General features: G+C 57.5%; 19 protein-coding genes and 1 other annotated feature (1 of these 20 cut by a window edge). Of the genes, 5 read left to right on the forward strand and 14 right to left on the reverse strand.

What is annotated here, in order from left to right; genetic code table 11:
* Positions 1–36: 36 nt before the first annotated feature.
* Positions 37–873 (forward strand): ion transporter, encoded by an 837-nt coding sequence (locus AFK63_RS07450; protein ID WP_038862580.1) that lies wholly within the window; start codon positions 37–39, stop codon positions 871–873.
* Positions 874–899: 26 nt separating this feature from the next.
* Here the strand turns inward: AFK63_RS07450 and AFK63_RS07455 are convergent, their stop codons facing one another.
* Together AFK63_RS07455 and cls are read right to left on the reverse strand one after the other, a co-directional pair.
* Positions 900–1,229, reverse strand: coding sequence for an HI1450 family dsDNA-mimic protein (locus tag AFK63_RS07455; RefSeq protein ID WP_108695667.1), 330 nt, complete (start codon positions 1,227–1,229; stop codon positions 900–902).
* 34 nt (positions 1,230–1,263) lie between these two features.
* Positions 1,264–2,724 carry a cardiolipin synthase gene (cls, locus tag AFK63_RS07460; RefSeq protein ID WP_038862581.1) on the reverse strand — a complete coding sequence of 487 codons (1,461 nt, stop codon included), beginning with the start codon at positions 2,722–2,724 and terminating at the stop codon, positions 1,264–1,266.
* Positions 2,725–2,868: 144 nt separating this feature from the next.
* On the opposite strand from cls, the gene AFK63_RS20295 reads away from it, so the two are divergent.
* Both AFK63_RS20295 and AFK63_RS07465 read left to right on the forward strand, forming a co-directional pair.
* The gene (locus AFK63_RS20295; protein WP_100207185.1) at positions 2,869–3,042 is read left to right on the forward strand and encodes a YciY family protein; all 174 of its coding nucleotides are present in this window, start codon (positions 2,869–2,871) and stop codon (positions 3,040–3,042) included.
* A gap of 495 nt (positions 3,043–3,537) precedes the next feature.
* Entirely contained in the window at positions 3,538–3,807 is a 270-nt protein-coding gene (locus AFK63_RS07465) for a hypothetical protein (protein WP_038862582.1), read from the forward strand.
* A gap of 84 nt (positions 3,808–3,891) precedes the next feature.
* Here AFK63_RS07465 and AFK63_RS07470 read toward each other — a convergent pair whose 3' ends face one another.
* Positions 3,892–4,188, reverse strand: coding sequence for a YciI family protein (locus tag AFK63_RS07470; RefSeq protein ID WP_038862583.1), 297 nt, complete (start codon positions 4,186–4,188; stop codon positions 3,892–3,894).
* A 213-nt stretch (positions 4,189–4,401) separates the two neighbouring features.
* Here AFK63_RS07470 and tonB point away from each other — a divergent pair, with 213 nt between their 5' ends.
* Positions 4,402–5,145, forward strand: a complete 744-nt coding sequence (gene tonB, locus AFK63_RS07475) for a TonB system transport protein TonB (RefSeq protein ID WP_201764740.1) — start codon at positions 4,402–4,404, stop codon at positions 5,143–5,145.
* Positions 5,146–5,364: 219 nt separating this feature from the next.
* On the opposite strand, the gene yciA is transcribed toward tonB, so the two are convergent.
* The 5 genes from yciA to AFK63_RS07500 all read right to left on the reverse strand — a co-directional run bounded on the left by yciA (position 5,365) and on the right by AFK63_RS07500 (position 10,135).
* On the reverse strand, positions 5,365–5,766 hold the full coding sequence (gene yciA / locus AFK63_RS07480; protein WP_038862584.1) for an acyl-CoA thioester hydrolase YciA: 402 nt from the start codon (positions 5,764–5,766) through the stop codon (positions 5,365–5,367).
* Between the two features lie 173 nt (positions 5,767–5,939).
* Positions 5,940–8,129, reverse strand: coding sequence for a TonB-dependent siderophore receptor (locus AFK63_RS07485; protein WP_038862585.1), 2,190 nt, complete (start codon positions 8,127–8,129; stop codon positions 5,940–5,942).
* Positions 8,130–8,369: 240 nt separating this feature from the next.
* A complete protein-coding gene (locus tag AFK63_RS07490; protein ID WP_038862586.1) occupies positions 8,370–8,906 on the reverse strand; it encodes a septation protein A in 537 nt (178 codons plus the stop codon).
* A 53-nt stretch (positions 8,907–8,959) separates the two neighbouring features.
* The gene (locus AFK63_RS07495) at positions 8,960–9,703 is read right to left on the reverse strand and encodes a YciC family protein (protein WP_038862588.1); all 744 of its coding nucleotides are present in this window, start codon (positions 9,701–9,703) and stop codon (positions 8,960–8,962) included.
* A gap of 24 nt (positions 9,704–9,727) precedes the next feature.
* On the reverse strand, positions 9,728–10,135 hold the full coding sequence (locus AFK63_RS07500) for a YkgJ family cysteine cluster protein (RefSeq protein ID WP_038862590.1): 408 nt from the start codon (positions 10,133–10,135) through the stop codon (positions 9,728–9,730).
* A 282-nt stretch (positions 10,136–10,417) separates the two neighbouring features.
* Here AFK63_RS07500 and ompW point away from each other — a divergent pair, with 282 nt between their 5' ends.
* A complete protein-coding gene (ompW, locus tag AFK63_RS07505; protein WP_038862591.1) occupies positions 10,418–11,050 on the forward strand; it encodes an outer membrane protein OmpW in 633 nt (210 codons plus the stop codon).
* A 139-nt stretch (positions 11,051–11,189) separates the two neighbouring features.
* On the opposite strand, the gene AFK63_RS21720 is transcribed toward ompW, so the two are convergent.
* From AFK63_RS21720 to AFK63_RS07535, 6 genes are all read right to left on the reverse strand, one after another.
* Positions 11,190–11,318 (reverse strand): hypothetical protein, encoded by a 129-nt coding sequence (locus tag AFK63_RS21720; protein WP_255485526.1) that lies wholly within the window; start codon positions 11,316–11,318, stop codon positions 11,190–11,192.
* Between the two features lie 402 nt (positions 11,319–11,720).
* A complete protein-coding gene (gene trpA, locus AFK63_RS07515) occupies positions 11,721–12,530 on the reverse strand; it encodes a tryptophan synthase subunit alpha (protein ID WP_038862594.1) in 810 nt (269 codons plus the stop codon).
* Positions 12,530–13,723, reverse strand: a complete 1,194-nt coding sequence (gene trpB, locus AFK63_RS21190) for a tryptophan synthase subunit beta (protein WP_038862598.1) — start codon at positions 13,721–13,723, stop codon at positions 12,530–12,532. Before trpB ends, trpA begins: the two co-directional genes overlap by 1 nt.
* Before the next feature lie 12 nt (positions 13,724–13,735).
* Positions 13,736–15,094, reverse strand: a complete 1,359-nt coding sequence (gene trpCF / locus AFK63_RS21195) for a bifunctional indole-3-glycerol-phosphate synthase TrpC/phosphoribosylanthranilate isomerase TrpF (protein WP_038862599.1) — start codon at positions 15,092–15,094, stop codon at positions 13,736–13,738.
* 3 nt (positions 15,095–15,097) lie between these two features.
* Positions 15,098–16,693 carry a bifunctional anthranilate synthase glutamate amidotransferase component TrpG/anthranilate phosphoribosyltransferase TrpD gene (gene trpD, locus AFK63_RS07530; protein WP_038862601.1) on the reverse strand — a complete coding sequence of 532 codons (1,596 nt, stop codon included), beginning with the start codon at positions 16,691–16,693 and terminating at the stop codon, positions 15,098–15,100.
* On the reverse strand, positions 16,693–18,255 hold the full coding sequence (locus AFK63_RS07535; RefSeq protein WP_038862796.1) for an anthranilate synthase component 1: 1,563 nt from the start codon (positions 18,253–18,255) through the stop codon (positions 16,693–16,695). Before AFK63_RS07535 ends, trpD begins: the two co-directional genes overlap by 1 nt.
* 24 nt (positions 18,256–18,279) lie before the next feature.
* Positions 18,280–18,364, reverse strand: a sequence feature (Trp leader region) (it continues 8 nt past the right edge of the window).

Consider the following 18,364-nt stretch of genomic DNA (forward strand, 5'->3'; position numbering starts at 1 on the left):
CTGGCAGGTGCCAGCCCTTTTTTCTGCGAGGACAACGTGTCAGGGATAACAGAGTTTCGTCAACGCGCATACCATCTCCTCTTCGATCAACGCCAGCGCAGCGGCCGACGCTTTGAAGCGCTCTGCGGCCTGTTCGCGCTGTTCAGCGTCATCGTCGTTTTTATCGAGTCAGGCATCGGCACCCAGTACCATCTCACCTATGACGAATGGCACCTCTTCGTCTCGCTGGAGGTGGGCATCACATGCGTTTTTACGCTGGAATATCTGCTGCGCCTTGCCGTCTGGCCCAATCCGGCGCGCTACGCACTGAGCTTCTGGGGCATTATCGACCTGGCGACGGTGCTGCCGCTCTATGTGCTGTGGCTCTGGCCGGAGCTTGGCATGAACTATCTCTTCATCTGGCGGGCACTACGCGCCGTACGCGTGCTGCGTATTCTCAAGCTGCTGCGCATGATGTCATCCGCAAGCATACTCTGGCAGGCCATAGTCAACGCCCGTCACCAGCTTATCGTGTTCTATGCGTTTATCTCCATTGTGATGGTCATCGCAGGCTCTCTGATGTACGGCATCGAAGGTGCCGCCAGCGGTTTTACTACGCTCGGCACGTCGGTCTACTGGGCCGTGGTGACGGTAACAACGGTTGGCTACGGCGATATCACCCCGCATACCGCAGGAGGGCGAGCCGTGGCGTCGCTGTTAATTCTTATCGGCTATTCGGTAATTGCGATTCCGACGGGGATTATTACCGCGCAGATGACCAGCGCGCTGGCGGAGCGAAAAGCGGCGCGGCGCTGTCCGGCATGCGGAGCGTCACATGACGCGCAGGCGAACTATTGTCAGGCGTGTGGGACGAAAATGGCAGGGGAGAAATAGCGCGGCGGATGCCGCGCCGCTGGCAATTATTCACGCCACAGGATGTGGCACAGCTTGTGATCTTTTTCGCGGCACAGCAGCACGCGGGCGAAAACGTCGGTAATTTCTTCGCCGTCCTGTTCGGCAAGGCCGATGACGACTTCGGAGAAAAAGTCCGGGTTCAGATCGTAATCGACATGCTGAAGCCACTCTTCAGACGGGTCGAACAGCTCCGCGCCGCCGCGCTCTTCAAACTGTAAATTAAACAGAATGATATCTGCCGGATCGAGATTATCCGGCGCCAGCTCCAGAAAAATGTCATAGGCCTGGTCGAGCGTTTCGTCTTCCGTCAGGCGGTTATTCAGATCCATTTCCATCGTGACTACCCCAGTAAATGATGTTGGGCACGTTTTACAGCAACGGGCTGAAGAAGTAAAACAGTCGCTCTACCACGCGTTGCCAGAACGGACGTTTCACCCACAGGCGCGCATCCAGCAGGCGCGAGCGGGAGATGTAATCATCCTGTACCTCGGCCAGATCGGCGCCGAATCCCGCGTCATCGATAACCAGCGTAATTTCAAAGTTAAGCCAGAGGCTGCGCATATCCAGGTTAACAGTGCCGACCAGGCTCAGCTCGCCGTCAACCAGTACGCTTTTAGTGTGCAGCAGGCCGCCCTCGAACTGATAAATCTTCACACCCGCCGCCAGCAGCTCGCTGAAGAACGCGCGGGAGGCCCACCCCACCAGCAGTGAGTCGTTTTTACGCGGCAGAATAATGCTTACATCCACACCGCGCTGCGCCGCCGTACAAATGGCATGTAGCAGATCGTCGCTCGGTACGAAGTAGGGCGTAGTCATAATCAGATATTCACGCGCTGCATAGACTGATGTTAACAGCGCCTGGTGAATGAGATCTTCCGGAAATCCGGGGCCGGAGGCGATGGTATGAATAGTGTGTCCGCTCGCCTGTTCAAACGGCATGATATTGGCATCCGGCGCGGGGGGCAGCAGCCGTTTGCCGGTTTCAATTTCCCAGTCGCAGGAGTAAACGATACCCATCGCGGTGGCGACCGGGCCTTCCATGCGCGCCATCAGATCCACCCACTGGCCGACGCCCGCATCCTGTTTGAAATAGCGCGGGTCGACCATGTTCATACTGCCGGTATAGGCAATATAGTTGTCGATCATGATCATTTTGCGATGCTGACGCAGGTCCATGCGGCGCAGGAATACACGCATCAGGTTGACCTTCAGCGCTTCCACCACTTCGATACCCGCATTGCGCATCATACCCGCCCAGGGGCTGCGGAAAAACGCGACGCTGCCTGCGGAGTCGAGCATCAGTCGACAGTGCACCCCGCGGCGGGCCGCCGCCATCAGCGATTCCGCCACCTGATCCGCCATGCCGCCAGGCTGCCAGATATAAAAGACCATCTCGATATTGTGCCGGGCGAGCTGAATATCGCGGATCAGCGCCTGCATCACGTCATCGGAGGTGGTCAGCAGTTGTAACTGATTACCTTTGACGCCCGCGATACCCTGGCGGCGCTCGCATAGCTGAAAAAGGGCGCTCGCCACGGCGCTGTTTTCCTCGGCGAAGATATGCTTACAGGCTTTTAAATCGTTGAGCCATTTCGCCGTGGAGGGCCACATGGCGCGCGCGCGCTCGGCACGGCGTTTGCCAAGATGCAGTTCGCCGACAGACAGATACGCGACTATTCCAACCAGCGGGAGAATATAAATGACCAGCAGCCAGGCCATAGCGGAGGGAACGGCGCGGCGTTTCATCAGAATGCGCAACGTCACGCCTGCGATAAGCAACCAGTATCCCAGAATGACCAGCCAACTCACGACCGTGTAGAAGGTTGTCATAGATTAAAAATCCTTTAAAAAGCGTATCGTTAAGAGTTTACGCATAACGCCGTCGCACACCAATAAGAACCTGCCAGAAAAGCGCTGGCCTGCGGGCGGGAAGGGGCTATAATGACGGTTCTGTTTCAGTCAAGAGTATCAGAAATGAGGCGTAGTAGAACGGAAGTTGGGCGCTGGCGCATGCAGCGACAGTCTCAACGGCGTAAAGCTCGCTGGCTGGAAGCACAATCCCGACGCAATATGCGAATTCACGCTATCAGAAAATGTCTTGTGAATCGTCAGCGCAATTCGTTGCTGTTTGCCATCCACGATCGCTAAACGTAGTGAAAGGGCACCGCCTGCGGTGCCCCCGAATACCTCTCTGACACACTCCCTTTCGCCATTTACCGCCGCGCTAATTCCGCTGTTATATCCTTTTTCTCACCCGTTTGATTTCGTCTAATTTGAGATAAATTCCGGCAAGCGACTTCCCGCGCCGCGCTAATGAGTTTAAATAAAATTAGGAATATTCTGGTATAAAAAATCGACAACGAAAGCCGTTCATTTTTAAATATTTCATAAGTGAGATTATGCTGAATGAGTTGTTTATAATCCTTAAAAATCAATGCATTAAAATTGTTTCCATAACTTAACGTAAATTCACACTTTGAAATATATGCTGTATTCCCGCCGGTGATAATTGCTCTAATGTAAAATGAAGCATTTTTAATGTTATTTCCGGCGATTGTTTCTGGTCCGGCCAGGTTAGATTAATGTCATCGAGAACTTGTATTCCTGCAACTGCAACTTTCATCCGTAACTGATGGAGCGTTTATGACCAAGCAAGAGGAATTTCTGACAGAAATCCATAAATTTTTGTTACGCAAAGGAGCCTGCGGCGCACGTCCCAGAACTTTCGAAGACAGAAATTTAACCAGCGGTATTTTCGGCTTTGCCAAAGAGGCCGTGACCGCCAGCCAGCGCTTGCCGGAGAGCGTCTCCGCCTGCGAAGCGGCCCGTCAGTTTGTGACGTCGCATAAGTGTCATGCCGCAAGAAATAACGCTTCCGTGACGATGCTGCGCCTGGTGCCGGGCGGCAAATAACACTCGTTAAGTAACATGACCGTGCAAAAAAAGGGCATAACGTCAGTTAATGCCCTTAAGATTCACGCAGCCTGATGGCGGCGGTCAGAATACTTTCTTATACGGCTTCACCGCCACGGTCTTATAGACGCCCGCCGCGATATAGGGGTCGGCTTCAGCCCAGGCCTGAGCGGCATCCAGCGAGGCGAATTCGGCAATCACCGTTGAGCCGGTAAAACCCGCCGCACCCGGATCGTTGCTGTCTACCGCAGGCATTGGCCCTGCAGTCAGCAGACGGCCCTCATCATGCAACAGTTGCAAACGAGCCAGATGCGCAGGGCGCACCGACTGACGCTTTTCCAGAGAATCAGCCACATCTTCCGCATAAATTACATAAAGCACGTCGCACTCCTTTTATGAAACGGCAAGGTGAATAACGGTAGGTGAAAGCCGCAGAGTGTGCAACGTAAACATAAAAGGCCTGTTAAATCCTTAACATTTAAGCGGTAAATTTCGCCACTTCGCTGAACAAATCAGGCCGAATCAGGCTGAGTTGTTGAATATGATTGCTATTTGCATTTAAAATTAAGCCCTCATTCATTCAGTGAAACGACTATGACTTCAATGACCCTCGATATGCCTCGCCGTTTTCCGTGGCCGACACTGCTTTCCGTCGCGATCCATGGCGCCATTGTGGCGGCGGCTGTGCTTTATACTTCGGTAAATCAGGTTGTTGAAATGCCGGCGCCTTCTCAGCCGATTTCGGTGACGATGGTCGCGCCTGAAGCGCTTGAACCGCCGCAGCCGGAAGTGGTGCAGCCGCCGCCAGAGCCTGTCGCCGAGCCTGAACCGGAACCCGAGCCGGTGCCGGAGCCGCCAAAAGAGGCGCCGGTGGTTATTGAAAAACCGAAGCCAAAACCTAAGCCGAAACCAAAGCCCAAACCGGTGAAAAAGGTAGAGGAGCGGCCGAAGCGGGAAGTTAAACCAGCTGAGCCGCGTCCGGCGTCACCGTTTGAAAACAACACTCCGACGCGCGCCACCACGACCGCGTCGCGTCCGGCGCCCGCAGCGCCAGCGAATGTTGCGCCGGCAGGCCCTCGCGCGCTAAGCCGCAATCAGCCGCAATACCCTGCGCGCGCTTATGCGCTGCGTATGGAAGGTCAGGTGCGGGTAAAATTTGACGTCGCGGCGGACGGCAGCGTGGAAAACGTGCAGATCCTCTCCGCCAAACCCGCCAATATGTTCGAGCGCGAGGTGAAACAGGCGATGCGTAAATGGCGTTATGAAGCCGGAAAACCGGGCACCGGCCTGATTGTGAATATTGTGTTCCGCATCAACGGCGGAGCCACCATGCAATAACGTCCCGCCAGTCAGAAAAGCCAGAGCATCGTCTCTGGCTTTTTTTATACCCATCTGAACACCACCTCCTGTGGAGGTAGTCAGCAACAGGTTTTGGCTTTGCCTTATTGTCTTTGGATTTAAATCTTTCAGAACAGGCCGGGATTTTCTATTAGGGCTTTTAGTACGCCCCACAGAGCCGATATCAATGCCCCTTCCAGGTAGGGGATTTTTATGGCGTTACGCCACGGGCGGCAGCGGGCGCGGTTTGCCGTCGTCATCTACCGCGACATAAATAAATAGCGCTTCGGTGGCGCGGTAGCGCTGGCCGAGCGGTTCGGAAGAGACTTTCTTTACCCAGACTTCAATATTGACTGTCACCGAGGTGTTGCCACGCTTCACGCAGCGCGCATAACAGCAGACCACATCGCCGACCGCCACCGGGCGCAGGAACGTCATGCCGTCCACGCGCACCGTTACCACACGTCCATGCGCAATCTCTTTGGCAAGGATTGCGCCGCCAATATCCATCTGCGCCATCAACCAGCCGCCAAAGATATCGCCGTTGGCGTTGGTATCAGCGGGCATGGCCAGGGTACGTAAAACCAGTTCACCTTGCGGGGTGGCTTGCTCTGTCGTCATGGGGCTTCTCAGTTGTTGTTTTCAGGTTATCGTTCCGCACGCGGGCAAAGCCGAAGGGCGCGGTGCGAACGTATCATACCACTGGCAGCGACAGGGTGAAGGCGGGAAAAGCAGGCAGGAACAGGTGCTATCTTGTGACAGCGAAAAGGGGAGGCGTGCCTCCCCGTTACCTTTCAGAAGGTCATCGTGACGCCCGCGTAGTAGGCGCGGCCCGGTTCGTTGTATGTGGAAGCGCCTTCGTTTTCACGATACAGCGTTTTATCGAACAGGTTGCTGACGCCGCCGTTCAGACGCAGATTTTTGGTCAGCGCATAGTTCACGCCCACGCCGACAATGGAGTACGCGCCAACTTCCTTGTGGGAAAGGTTGCCGCCATCCTCAAGGCGAATTTCTGCCGCCTGACGCGGCTTCTGACGGCCATAGAACGTCCAGTTGAGATTAGTGGAAATTTTGTCGTTCACCTGCCAGTCGAGCATAGTGTTGACGGTATATTTCGGGATAACCGACAGCGGATTGCCGTTCTTTTTGGTTTCCGATTTGATCATATAAGTGGCGTTGGTGCGCCAGTTCAGCGCGTCTTTCAGCACCGGAATAGTCAGATTGCCTTCGAGGCCTTCCACTACGGCTTTACCGCCGTTTTCCCAGCGAAGGATATTGTTGCCATTGGATGCGTAGCCAATCACCTTGTCGCCTGAGACTATCTTGTTCTGGTAGTCGTTACGGAACCAGGTGATCCCTGCGTCAAAACCCTCTTTGGTGAATTCCAGACCGATCTCTTTGTTGATGCTGATTTCCGGCTTCAGATCTTCATTGCCGAGCAGATAGCAGCTGCCGCTCACGCCAATCGGACAGCCGTTGCCGCGCGTGGAGAGCAGGTAGCCTTTGCTCGACTGATAGAGGTTCGGTGCTTTAAACGCGCGGGCGATACCAGCCTTCAGCTTCACATTATCGCCCAGCTCCTGGGAGAGGTTGAGGCTTGGGCTCCAGTTGCCGCCGAACTGGTTATGATGGTCGTAACGCAGCCCGGGGATGACGACGGTACCGGGCAGGACATCGATATTGTCTTCAAAATAGACGGCACCGAGGGTCGCGCTGTTTTTACTGCTGCGCGAGGACGCGTCGCCGGAAACGTCGCCAATTGTGGTGTTATTGACGTTGGTCGCCTGCATGGATGCCGGGTCGTTGAGCTCTTCACGATCCCATTCCGCACCCAGCGTCATGGTCTGATCCACCAGCAGACTCAGCGGCACGTTGATTTCGCTGCTGGCGCGATAGTTTTCGAGCCGGCTGGTGCTGTATTTCTCATCGGTGATCATGCCTTCGACGCGGCCCGTCGTCCCTTCCTGAAGACGCGTATTGTTGGTTTTTTCGTAATAGAAGCCGGTTTTCGACTGGCCCCAGTCCCAGATGCCGTTATGGGTAATGCCGTAGCTCTGGCGATACATCCGGTTGGTTTCGTGGCCGTAGAGCGAAGGGACGAGACCGTCAGGGCTGACATTGCTGTTACTGTTCTGGGTGTCGCCCGCGTAGATGTTGCCCTGGCGGCTGTAGCCGTATTCAAAATCCAGGATCTGCTCCGGCGTTATCTTCCAGGAAACCACGCTGTTGATATCTTTATTGCGCACCCCTTCGCGCCCGGCGGCGTAAGAGCCATTCTGCGCAGTGTTGATGTCGTAATCGTCGGCATCGGTTTTGTTCAGATTGCCGTAAAGGCGCATGGTCAGCGCGTCGCCTGCCAGTGGGCCGCTCAGGCTGAAGTTGGCGCGTCGGGTAGCGCCTTCTTTGTCATTTTCAGGCTGGTTGGTGAAAAGTGAGAGCGAGCCGTGCCAGTCGTTGGTCGGGCGTTTGGTGATGATATTTACCACGCCGCCTGCCGCGCCGCTGCCGTAACGCGCCGCCGCAGGGCCGCGCAGCACTTCGATGCGCTCCACCATCTCGGCAGGCACCCAGTTGGTGTCGCCTCGTGTATCGCGCTCACCACGCCAGCTGTAGCGCACGGCGTTACGTGAGGTAACCGGGACACCATCGACCAGAATTAATGTGTTTTCCGGGCCCATGCCGCGAATGTCAATCTGGCGGTTATTGCCGCGGCTGCCGCTGGCGCTGTTGCCGGTCAGGTTAACGCCGGGCATTTTGCGAATAATGTCTGAAAGGTCGTTGACCGGCGGGTCTTTTTCGATGTCATCCGCGGTAATAACAGAAACGCCGGGCTGCTGCTTCAGCGCCTGCTCTGCGGTGGCCTGAACGACCATTACATCGCCGTCGTCCACATCCGCCGCCTGCGCGGCCCAGGCTCCGCTCCCGAGAAGTGAGGCCACCGCCAGCGCCAGTGGCTTGCGAATGTCATGCTTTTTTTCAAACATTATCAATTATTCCATTTTGTGTAGAAATGTTATCGCAAAACGGCATGATAATGATAACAATTATCATTACAACAGGTTGAGGGGAATCTCCATGATTTCTCCACATTTGCTCTAAATGTGTGCGCGTAATAAAGAAGCGCATAGTGAAAACGGGAAGATAGCCAGTCTGGAAAAACGCGCATAAAAAAGCCCCCGGGGAATGACCGCGGGGGCGTTGCATATTTGGCGTACCGGGAAGCGTTATTTTTCTTCCTGCGGCATGTGACGGTAGATGTAAACGCCGCTCAGCAGGGTAAATACCAGCGTCAGGCCCGGAATGCCAAATACTTTAAAATTCATCCAAACCGCCTCCGGCAGCCAGAAGGCGACATAGATATTCAACAGGCCGCAGAAGATGAAAAACATCGCCCAGGCGAGATTGAGGCGCGACCACGCCTGCGCGGGCAGGGTTATCTCTTTACCCAACATGCTCTGGATCAGCGGCTTTTTCATCACCCACTGCCCAATCAGCAACGCACCCGCAAACAGGGCGTAAATAATGGTCACTTTCCACTTAATAAACTCCGCATTGTGGAAATAGATAGTCAGCCCGCCGAATACCGCGACCAGCACGAAGGTCACCAGCGTCATTTTTTCGACCTTGCGGTATTTATACCAGCTGTAGATAACCGCCAGCGCAGTGGCGACGATCAGCGCCGCGGTCGCCCAGAAAATGTCATGCAATTTATAGACGACAAAAAAAACAATCAGCGGCAAAAAATCGAGTAACTGCTTCATACATCGGTTCCATCAGAAGGCCCACGTGCGACCACCGCCCGTGGGCAAAAGGGTCATTCCCGGATAAGCATATATAACCGGAATAAATAAATGAGCAGCAGCGCCGTCAGCAGGTTGCTGAAAGTGCCGGCAACCACCGCGCCGATTTGCGGCGTCAGCGCGGCAAAGGCAGGCGTAAACAGCAGCAGGGCGGTACGGGCCAGCAACCACAGCAGCACAGCAGGCGCCACCAGGCGCATATTGCGCCACGCAAGCCGCATACTGCTGCGCATCGAACCGAAAATGCCCGCTTTATCCTGCGCCATCATCACTGGCGCCAGCGACAGTAAAATCGCAAGGATCACGCCCGGCACCACCACCAGCATAATACCCATCTGCACCAGAAAGGTGGTCAGGAAGATCAGGATGAATAAGCGAGGCAGCAGCGGTGCGGCGGCGCCAATCGCGCGCAGCGCGCTGACGCTCTGTCCGGCGGAGACCGCCTGGATCAGCAGCAGAACGCCGCCCACCAACAGTGTATTGCCGAACATGCCGGAAAACGTCGAGGCAGCGGAGGCTTTCAGCAGCACCTGCTGCTGTTCCGGCGTCATATTTTGCACCAGCTCAAACAGGCTGGCACTGTTGCTCAGCGCATCACCCTCGCTCAGCATTGCCAGTTGATCCGCGTCCGGCGTGAAGGCGCGACCGAGGATCATAGAAATAAAGGCGCAAAGCAGCGCAATCAGCAGGATGGTCACCAGCTGATTGCGGAAAAAATTACCCGTGTCACGGTAAACGGATTTTGCCGTGATAGACATGCACTCTCCTTGGGTTGGCAGATGTTATTCCGCCGGCAATTGTACCCTGGATGATGGCGCAGTGGCAGCGCTGTAAAGGGGCGCTACAGGTAAGGAATTGTCAGGAAGCGGGGGCAGGCCATAGCGGGCGCGGGCGCGATTACACGCCTCGTTCACCACGCCGCCTTCGCCGGACATCGCAAATTCCCGACACGGCGACGGCCGGTTTTCATAAATTGTGCAGCGTACCGCCTCGCCGGGCGTGCCTTCCAGCGCCACGCAGCGGCTCTGTTTCTGGTTGGTGCCGCTCATGCAGCGCAAAAAGGGGGTGAGCGGCTCGGTAAGGGAAGCCGGGACAAGACCGCCGGCGTCATCCGCCTCGGCCCAGTAGAAAGAGACACGAAAATAAGCACAACAGGCTCCGCACGTCATGCACGGGTTGAGATCGCTCATCATTCACCTGCAACTAAACAACGCATCGTTTCAATATTGTGAAGACGTTAAATTATCCACCCCCGTGACGACTTTCAAGAGGGAGGATGGGGAATATTTTTGACGTTCAGAACGGCGAAAATTGACCTGAAATCAAATTCATCGAAGCCGTAAGATGAGCGGAAATTAATTCAGATCAATGAATGTTAAATTAGCTGGCCGAATGTGATCTGTGTTGGATCACTTCTTAACCCGTAGTGAGTATATTCACCCCGCAAATAAAACCTCAGAAGGGAAACGGGAATGAAAAAACTTATCGTGGCGATGGCGGTAGCGGGTTGTTTTTCGGGTATGGCTTCAGCGCATGAAGCGGGGGATTTCTTTATGCGCGCCGGTACGGCGACCGTGCGTCCGTCAGAGGGGTCTGACAACGTGCTGGGCATGGGCGGCTTTAAGGTAAATAACAACACTCAGCTCGGCCTGACGTTCACGTATATGGCGACCGACAATATCGGCGTGGAGCTGCTGGCGGCGACGCCATTTCGTCATAAAGTCGGCCTGGGCCCGACCGGCGATCTTGCGACCGTGCATCAATTGCCGCCAACCCTCATGGCGCAGTGGTATTTCGGCGATTCGCAAAGCAAGCTGCGCCCTTATATCGGTGCAGGCATCAACTACACCACGTTCTTTGATGAAGATTTTAACGATACCGGTAAAAAAAGCGGTCTGAGCGATCTGAGCGTTGACGACTCCTGGGGAGCCGCCGGTCAGGTGGGGCTGGATTACATGGTGAACAAAGACTGGCTGATTAACATGTCTGTCTGGTACATGGACATCGACACCACCGTCAAATTCAAAGCGGGCGGTCAGCAACAGAATATCGATACCCGCCTCGACCCGTGGGTGTTCATGTTCTCGGCGGGCTATCGCTTCTGATACCGCGCGCCTTCGAGATGCGCTTTCGCCAATAAAAAAACCAACCTCAAGGGGTTGGTTTTTTTATTCCCGCCGGCTGAATGGATAAACCGGCCTGGCGTGCGTCGCCGCTGTCAATATTATCAGCCTCTGCGGCCTCTCAGTGGAATGCGCTGGCGGCAGCCTGACGCATAATGCGGTTAGCTTCATCCCATTTGCGGGCGTTTCGTTTGGTTAACGCTTCACGTGCTGCACGGCGAGCTTTATTCATCATATGCTGGTTAATCATCTTCACCTCCACCCTTTCCCGTAATCCAGCCAGACGGTTCCGGCTGCGATTGCGCGTTACGTTTTCACGCGGTTTATGGTCTGAAGTCAGTTGCCACGCTTTCCGCCGGTCATCCTGCCGGGGCGGCTTCTGTGCCGTAGTGGGTGGCTCCAACAACGCTCTGGTCACCGAAACCTGCCGTCTCCTTCGCGGCGGGCGGGCAAACGTGCTGCGTTTGCTGCCGGGCTTCGTTGTCATGAGAATAAGTTTTGGTCAGGAATGCGACGCGTGCCTTAAGATTTTGCTCAAAAACCGATCGTGTCGCTGGACTCGCATGAAAATTTGTGAATGAAAAGCGGGATGTCCCTGATATTGGGGGAAATTAAAAAGCGCGATCGCTCGCGCTTTTTTTAACGCAAGGGGTTATGCGGGCAAACTACCGGCTTTCAGATCGCGAACAAATGTTTTCAGCGCGTCCAGCATGGCGGCACGATCGTTGAGGTTATTCTCAATGATCTTCACGATCGCCGAGCCGGAGATAGCGCCTGCGGCTCCGGCCTCGATAGCGGCTTTCACCTGCGCAGGCTCGGAGATCCCGAAGCCCTGTAATGGCGGCGCGGCGTGGTACTCGGTGAGTTTCGCAATCAGATGATTCAGCGGCAGCGCGGCGCGATTTTCGGCGCCTGTCACGCCCGCGCGCGACAGCAAATAGGTGTAGCCACGTCCATAAGAGGCAATCTGGCGCAGCAGATCGTCATCCGCGTTTGGCGGGCAGATAAAAATTGGCGCGACGTTGTGGCGCATCGCGGCCTGGCGAAACGGCGCCGATTCTTCTACCGGCACGTCGGCCACCAGCACGGAATCGACACCCACCGCCGCACAGCGGGCGTAGAACTCATCAATGCCGCGACTGAATACCAGATTAGCGTACATCAGAAGCCCTATGGGCAGATCCGGGTATTTCTGGCGCACCGCCGCCAGCATCTCGAAACACTGATCGGGCGTGGTGCCTGAGGCGAACGCGCGCAGCGTCGCGCTCTGTATGGTGGGGCCGTCTGCCAGCGGATCGGAGAACGGAATACCGAGCTCCAGCGCGTCGGCGCCGCCTTCCACCAGCGCGTCGATAATCTGCAGCGACTGCTCCGGCGACGGGTCGCCCAGGGTCACAAAGGGAACAAACGCGCCTTCCTTACGGGCTGTCAGGCGGTCAAACAGCTGCTGATAACGCTCCATTACATTTCCCCTCGTGCTTTGAAAATATCGTGAACGGTGAAGATATCTTTATCGCCGCGCCCGGAGAGGTTGACGACCAGCAACTGCTCTTTTTCCGGGTCAGCGCGCATCATTTTCAGCGCGTGGGCGAGGGCGTGCGACGACTCCAGCGCCGGGATAATTCCTTCCTGACGGCACAGCGTCTTGAACGCTTCCAGCGCCTCATCATCGGTAATCGACACATATTCCGCGCGTCCGGTGCTGTTGAGGTACGCATGCTGCGGGCCGACGGACGGGAAATCGAGACCGGCGGAGATCGAGTAAGACTCTTCAATCTGGCCATCGTCGGTCTGCATCATCGGCGCCTTCATGCCGAAATAGATCCCCACGCGCCCGTGCTTGAGCGGCGCGCCGTGCTCGCCGGTTTCGATACCGTGACCGGCAGGCTCGACGCCAATCAGGCCCACGTTAGTGTCGTTAATAAAGTCAGCGAACATGCCGATGGCGTTGGAGCCGCCGCCGACGCAGGCGATCACGGCATCCGGCAGGCGGCCTTCTTTTTCCATGATCTGCGCGCGCGTCTCTTCGCCGATCATGCGCTGGAATTCGCGCACGATGGTCGGGAACGGATGCGGGCCTGCGGCGGTGCCGAGCATATAATGCGCGCGGTCATAGCTGCCAGACCAGTCGCGCAGCGCCTCGTTGCACGCGTCTTTCAGCGTCGCGGAGCCGCTGTAGACCGGGATCACTTCGGCGCCCATCAGCTTCATGCGAAACACGTTCGGCGACTGGCGCTCCACATCTTTCGCGCCCATATAAATGCGGCACTTCAGGCCGAGCAGGGCGCTTGCCAGCGCTGACGCCACGCCATGCTGACCCGCGCCGGTTTCGGCGATAATTTCGGTTTTACCCATGCGTTTGGCCAGTAACGCCTGGCCAAGTACCTGGTTGGTTTTATGCGCGCCGCCGTGCAGCAGGTCTTCACGCTTGAGATACAGCGTGGTGCGGGTGCCTTCGGTAAGGTTCTGACATTTGGTCAGCGCTGTCGGGCGACCGGCGTAGTTTTTCAGCAAGTCGGTAAACTGCGCCTGGAATTCCGCATCGCTCTGGGCGCTGACAAACGCCTCTTCCAGCTGGCGCAGCGCAGGCATCAGGATCTGCGGCACATACATGCCGCCGAATTCGCCAAAATAGGGGTTTAACAGTGTGCTCATCGTCATCTTCCTTTAGTAAGCCCGCAGGGTTCTGAATACCGCCGCCAGCTTGTCGCTGTCTTTGATGCCCGGCGCGCTCTCCACCCCGGAGTTGAAATCGAGTCCCGCGCAGCCGAGCTGTGCGGCCTGCACGCAATTATCCGCGCCAAGTCCGCCCGCCAGCATTACATTATCAAGCGGTTGCCCTTCGAGCAGCGACCAGTCGAAACGCGCACCGCTGCCGCCCTGACCGTTGTCCAGCACGTAACGGTCGACGTATTGCAGATTGCGGGCCGGGAGCGCGTGGCTGACGCTTTGCGCTTTCCAGATAGCCGTTGTTTCCGGCAGGCTGGCGCGCAGGGCGCTGATATAGGTTTGATCTTCATCGCCGTGAAGCTGTACGGCGCTAAGCGCGAGCTGCTGCGCTTTTGTTACCACGTCATCCAGCGGCGCGTCGCGGAATACGCCGACATAGCGCAGCGGGGCTGCGTCAATCACCGCGCGAGCCTGGTCATCGGTAATGGCGCGTGGCGAGGAGGCCACAAAAATCAGCCCGCCGAACACCGCGCCCGCCTCCCAGGCGCTCTGCGCGTCCTGTGCACGGGTCAGCCCGCAAACTTTGTTTTCGCCCAGCAGCACCTGGCGCACCGCGGTTTCCAAATCGTCATGCTCCATCAGCGCCGAGCCTATCAGGAAACCATTGGCGAAACGGCTCAGCTCGCGGACCTGGCCGTAAGTATGAATACCGGACTCGCTGATCACCGTCACGCCATGACCCAAACGCGGCGCCAGTTCGCGGGTGCGGTTTAAGTCGATAGAGAGGTCGCGCAGGTCGCGGTTGTTAATGCCGACCACTTTCGCCTCAAGGCGAATGGCGCGCTCCAGCTCCTCTTCATTACTCACTTCAGTCAGAACGCCCATGCTCAGGCTGTGTGCCACAGCCGCAAGCTGGCGATACTGGTCGTCGTCCAGCACCGAGAGCATCAGCAGGCAGGCGTCCGCCTGATAAAAGCGCGCCAGATAAATCTGGTACGGGTCGATAATAAAATCTTTGCACAACACCGGCTGCGGGGCGATCGCGCTGACCAGGGGCAGGAAGTCAAAGCTGCCCTGAAAATATTTCTCGTCGGTCAGGACGGAAATCGCTGAGGCGTGATGCTTGTAGACGGCCGCGATGCGCGCCGGGTCGAAGTCTTCACGGATCACGCCTTTTGACGGAGAGGCTTTTTTACACTCCAGGATAAAAGCGGTGCGGGCGCCCTGCAGCGCGTCATAAAAACGGCGCGTGCTCGGTACGACATCATTCTGAAAGCTCGCCAGCGGCTGTTGTGCCTTGCGGGCTTCCACCCAGAGCGCTTTATCAGCGACGATTTTCGCTAAAACGGTTTCCATCTCTTATCCTCTTGCTGCCAGTGCGGTAACGCGGTCGTAAGGGGCGCCGCTGCGCAGTACCTCAAGCACTTTACGTGCGTTGGCCTGTAAATCCTCTTCGCCGTGCAGACGCATCAGCATGGCGACGTTGGCGGCCACGGCGGCTTCGTGCGCGCGCTCGCCTTTACCTTGTAACAGGCGGCTGAGAATGTCACGGTTTACTTCCGGCGTGCCGCCCGCAAGCTCTGCCTGCTCATAAGGCTCAAGGCCAAAATCGGCAGCGGTAAGCTGATAGCTGTGGATCTCGCCATCGCGCAGCTCCGCGACCTGCGTCGGCGCGTGCAGCGACACTTCATCCATCCCGCCGCTGTGCACCACCGCCGCGCGCTGATAGCCCAGCACACGCAGGGTTTCGGCGATGGGCAGCACCAGCTCCGGGCTGTAGACGCCAATCAGCGCCAGCGGCGGATGCGCCGGGTTAATCAGCGGCCCGAGCACGTTAAACAGCGTGCGGGTTTTGAGCTGCTGGCGCACTGGCATAGCGTGACGAAAGCCGGTGTGGTATTTCGGCGCGAACAGAAAGCAGACGCCCAGCTCATCCAGCGCCTGGCGCGAGGCCTCGGCTTTCATCTCCAGATTAATGCCGAACGCGGCCAGCAGATCCGACGAGCCGGAACGGCTGGAGACGCTGCGGTTGCCGTGTTTTGCTACTTTCAGGCCCACCGCGGCCGCCACAAACGCGCTGGCGGTAGAGATATTAATGCTGTTACTGCCGTCGCCGCCGGTGCCGACGATATCGGCAAACGCGTAATCCGGGCGCGGGAACGGCGCGGCGTTTTCCAGCAGCGCGCTGGCGGCGCCGGCGATTTCCACCGGATGCTCGCCGCGCACTTTCATGCTTACCAGCGCGGCGGCCAGCTGTTCGGGTTTCAGCTCGCCGCGGACCACGGCGCTGAACAGCTGATGGCTCTCTTCACGGCTCAACACCTCGGCCTGATAGAGTTTTTCCAGAATCGGCTGAACGCTGTTTTGCTGCTCGGCGCGGGTCAGCGCCCAGGCGAGCGTCTGCTCCAGCAGGCGGGCGCCCTGGGTGGTGAGAATCGACTCCGGGTGAAACTGAAAGCCGCAGACGCGGTCGGCATCGTGACGCACCGCCATCACCATGCCGTTGAACTGCGCATTGACCGTCAGCCCTGCGGGAATATCGCTGCCCACTAGCGAGTGATAGCGCGCCACCGGGAGCGGATTCATCAGCCCGCTGAACATCGCCTGGCCGTCGTGTTCAATGCTCGACGCCTTGCCGTGCAGGATTTCTCCCGCCTGGCCGACATAACCGCCGTAGGCTTCGACGATAGCCTGATGGCCGAGGCAGATGCCGATAATCGGCAGTTTGCCGCGCAGGCGGGTTAACAGCTCCGGCATGCAACCCGCCTCTGACGGCGCGCCAGGGCCGGGGGAGAGCATCAGCACCGGGTTGTGCATGGTGGCGAGACGCTCAATCAGCGTCTGCGCCGGAATATGGTTGCGGTAGATAACCACGTTATGGCCGTTTGCGCGCAGCTGGTCCGCCAGGTTGTAAGTAAAAGAGTCGATATTATCGAGCAGCAGAATGTCGGCCATCAGAAAGTCTCCTGTGCGTGATGGGCAGCGGCGATGGCGCGCAGTACCGCGCGGGCTTTGTTACGGGTTTCGTCAGCTTCAGATTGCGGGACAGAGTCAAGCACCACCCCCGCGCCCGCCTGCACCGTGGCAATACCGTTCTCCACCCAGGCGGAGCGAATAACGATGCAGGTGTCGAGATCGCCGTGGCCGGTGAAATAGCCCACCGCGCCGCCGTAGCTGCCGCGACGCTGACCTTCCGCGCCCGCGATAAGCTGCATCGCGCGCACTTTCGGCGCGCCGCTCAGCGTGCCCATATTCATGCAGGCGCGGTAGGCGTGCAGCACGTCGAGATCGCGGCGCAGTTCGCCCACTACGCGGGAGACCAGATGCATCACAAACGAGTAGCGGTCCACTTTGGTTAAATCCGCCACGTAACGACTGCCCGGCGTACAGATGCGCGCCAGATCGTTGCGCGCCAGATCCACCAGCATCAGGTGTTCGGAGAGTTCTTTATGGTCGGTGCGCATTTCAAGTTCGATGCGGCTGTCGAGGTCACGGTCCAGCGAGCCGTCCGCACGGCGTCCACGCGGGCGGGTGCCGGCAATGGGGTAAATCTCAATCTGGCGCGAGACGCCGTCATATTTCAGCGAGCTTTCCGGCGAGGCGCCGAACAGCGCGAACTCGCTGTCCTGCATGAAAAACATATAGGGGCTCGGGTTGCTCTTTTTCAGCGTGTCGTAGGCCGCGAGCGGCGAGGGGCAGGGCAGGCTGAAGCGGCGCGACGGCACCACCTGGAAAATCTCCCCGGCGCGAATCGCCTTTTGCATCTCACGCACTACCGCGCCGTACTCTTCATCGCTCTGGCTGCATTCGCAGCGCATCTGCGGCACCGTTTCAACCGGCAGCGGCGCGGGCGGCTCCTGCAGTTGCAGCTGAATTTGCGCAAGGCGCTGGCTGAGACGCGCTTTTTCCGCGGCATCTGGCGTAAAGAGGCTCGCCTGAATGCGCGTGGTGCGCGTCTGGTGGTCGATAATCAGCAGGGTTTCGGCGAGGTAAAAACAGTAATCCGGGCAGCTGTTGGTCTGCGTGAGCGGCGGCAAATCCTCAAAACCGGCGACCAGGTCATAGGCGAACAGCCCGCCGAAGAACATCGCCTCGCGCTCGGCGTCCGGCAGGGTGACCAGCGCCTGCAACAGGCGGAACGCGTCGAACACCGACAGCGAACAGAGGCGCGCGTCTTCATCCAGCAGCGCGCTTACCGGCGGGAAGCGCAGCGTGCGGCCCTGCGGGCGCGATTCAACGGTAATCGTCTCCGGCAGCGCCTTGTCCAGTAAGGCGAGCAGCGACGCGCCATTGGCGCTCAGCGCTTCCATCGTGACAGTGTCACCGTTGGCGGTAATGCGCAAGGCGCTGTCGACCAGAAGCAGGCTTTTCAAATCGTCCTTGCTGTCGATATCAGCGGATTCCAGCAGCAGCGTCGCAGGACGCGCGCCGCACAGCTGGTGGAAGACGGCGGTCGGGTTTTCGCGATAAAGGCCGTCGCAGGTGAGCAGTTCGAGTGCCGGTTTGTCTGTTTGCATGGTCTGCATCTCTGTTTTGTGTTCAAAAAAAAGCCCGCGGTGAGCGGGCCTGGTATCTGATTGCTTACGCATACGTGAATACACCGCCCGTGATCAGGAGGTACGCCAC

The sequence above is a fragment of the Cronobacter muytjensii ATCC 51329 genome, assembly GCF_001277195.1.
GTDB classification, from domain to species: domain Bacteria; phylum Pseudomonadota; class Gammaproteobacteria; order Enterobacterales; family Enterobacteriaceae; genus Cronobacter; species Cronobacter muytjensii.

Bases quoted from the DNA above. Each gene is read 5' to 3' on its own strand.
- AFK63_RS07455 (WP_108695667.1), bottom strand. From the start codon at position 1,229: ATGGAAATGGATCTGAATAACCGCCTGACGGAAGACGAAACGCTCGAC.
- cls (WP_038862581.1), bottom strand. From the start codon at position 2,724: ATGACAACCTTCTACACGGTCGTGAGTTGGCTGGTCATTCTGGGATAC.
- AFK63_RS20295 (WP_100207185.1), top strand. From the start codon at position 2,869: ATGAGGCGTAGTAGAACGGAAGTTGGGCGCTGGCGCATGCAGCGACAG.
- AFK63_RS07465 (WP_038862582.1), top strand. From the start codon at position 3,538: ATGACCAAGCAAGAGGAATTTCTGACAGAAATCCATAAATTTTTGTTA.
- tonB (WP_201764740.1), top strand. From the start codon at position 4,402: ATGACTTCAATGACCCTCGATATGCCTCGCCGTTTTCCGTGGCCGACA.
- yciA (WP_038862584.1), bottom strand. From the start codon at position 5,766: ATGACGACAGAGCAAGCCACCCCGCAAGGTGAACTGGTTTTACGTACC.
- AFK63_RS07485 (WP_038862585.1), bottom strand. From the start codon at position 8,129: ATGTTTGAAAAAAAGCATGACATTCGCAAGCCACTGGCGCTGGCGGTG.
- AFK63_RS07490 (WP_038862586.1), bottom strand. From the start codon at position 8,906: ATGAAGCAGTTACTCGATTTTTTGCCGCTGATTGTTTTTTTTGTCGTC.
- AFK63_RS07495 (WP_038862588.1), bottom strand. From the start codon at position 9,703: ATGTCTATCACGGCAAAATCCGTTTACCGTGACACGGGTAATTTTTTC.
- AFK63_RS07500 (WP_038862590.1), bottom strand. From the start codon at position 10,135: ATGAGCGATCTCAACCCGTGCATGACGTGCGGAGCCTGTTGTGCTTAT.
- ompW (WP_038862591.1), top strand. From the start codon at position 10,418: ATGAAAAAACTTATCGTGGCGATGGCGGTAGCGGGTTGTTTTTCGGGT.
- AFK63_RS21720 (WP_255485526.1), bottom strand. From the start codon at position 11,318: ATGATTAACCAGCATATGATGAATAAAGCTCGCCGTGCAGCACGTGAA.
- trpA (WP_038862594.1), bottom strand. From the start codon at position 12,530: ATGGAGCGTTATCAGCAGCTGTTTGACCGCCTGACAGCCCGTAAGGAA.
- trpB (WP_038862598.1), bottom strand. From the start codon at position 13,723: ATGAGCACACTGTTAAACCCCTATTTTGGCGAATTCGGCGGCATGTAT.
- trpCF (WP_038862599.1), bottom strand. From the start codon at position 15,094: ATGGAAACCGTTTTAGCGAAAATCGTCGCTGATAAAGCGCTCTGGGTG.
- trpD (WP_038862601.1), bottom strand. From the start codon at position 16,693: ATGGCCGACATTCTGCTGCTCGATAATATCGACTCTTTTACTTACAAC.
- AFK63_RS07535 (WP_038862796.1), bottom strand. From the start codon at position 18,255: ATGCAAACAGACAAACCGGCACTCGAACTGCTCACCTGCGACGGCCTT.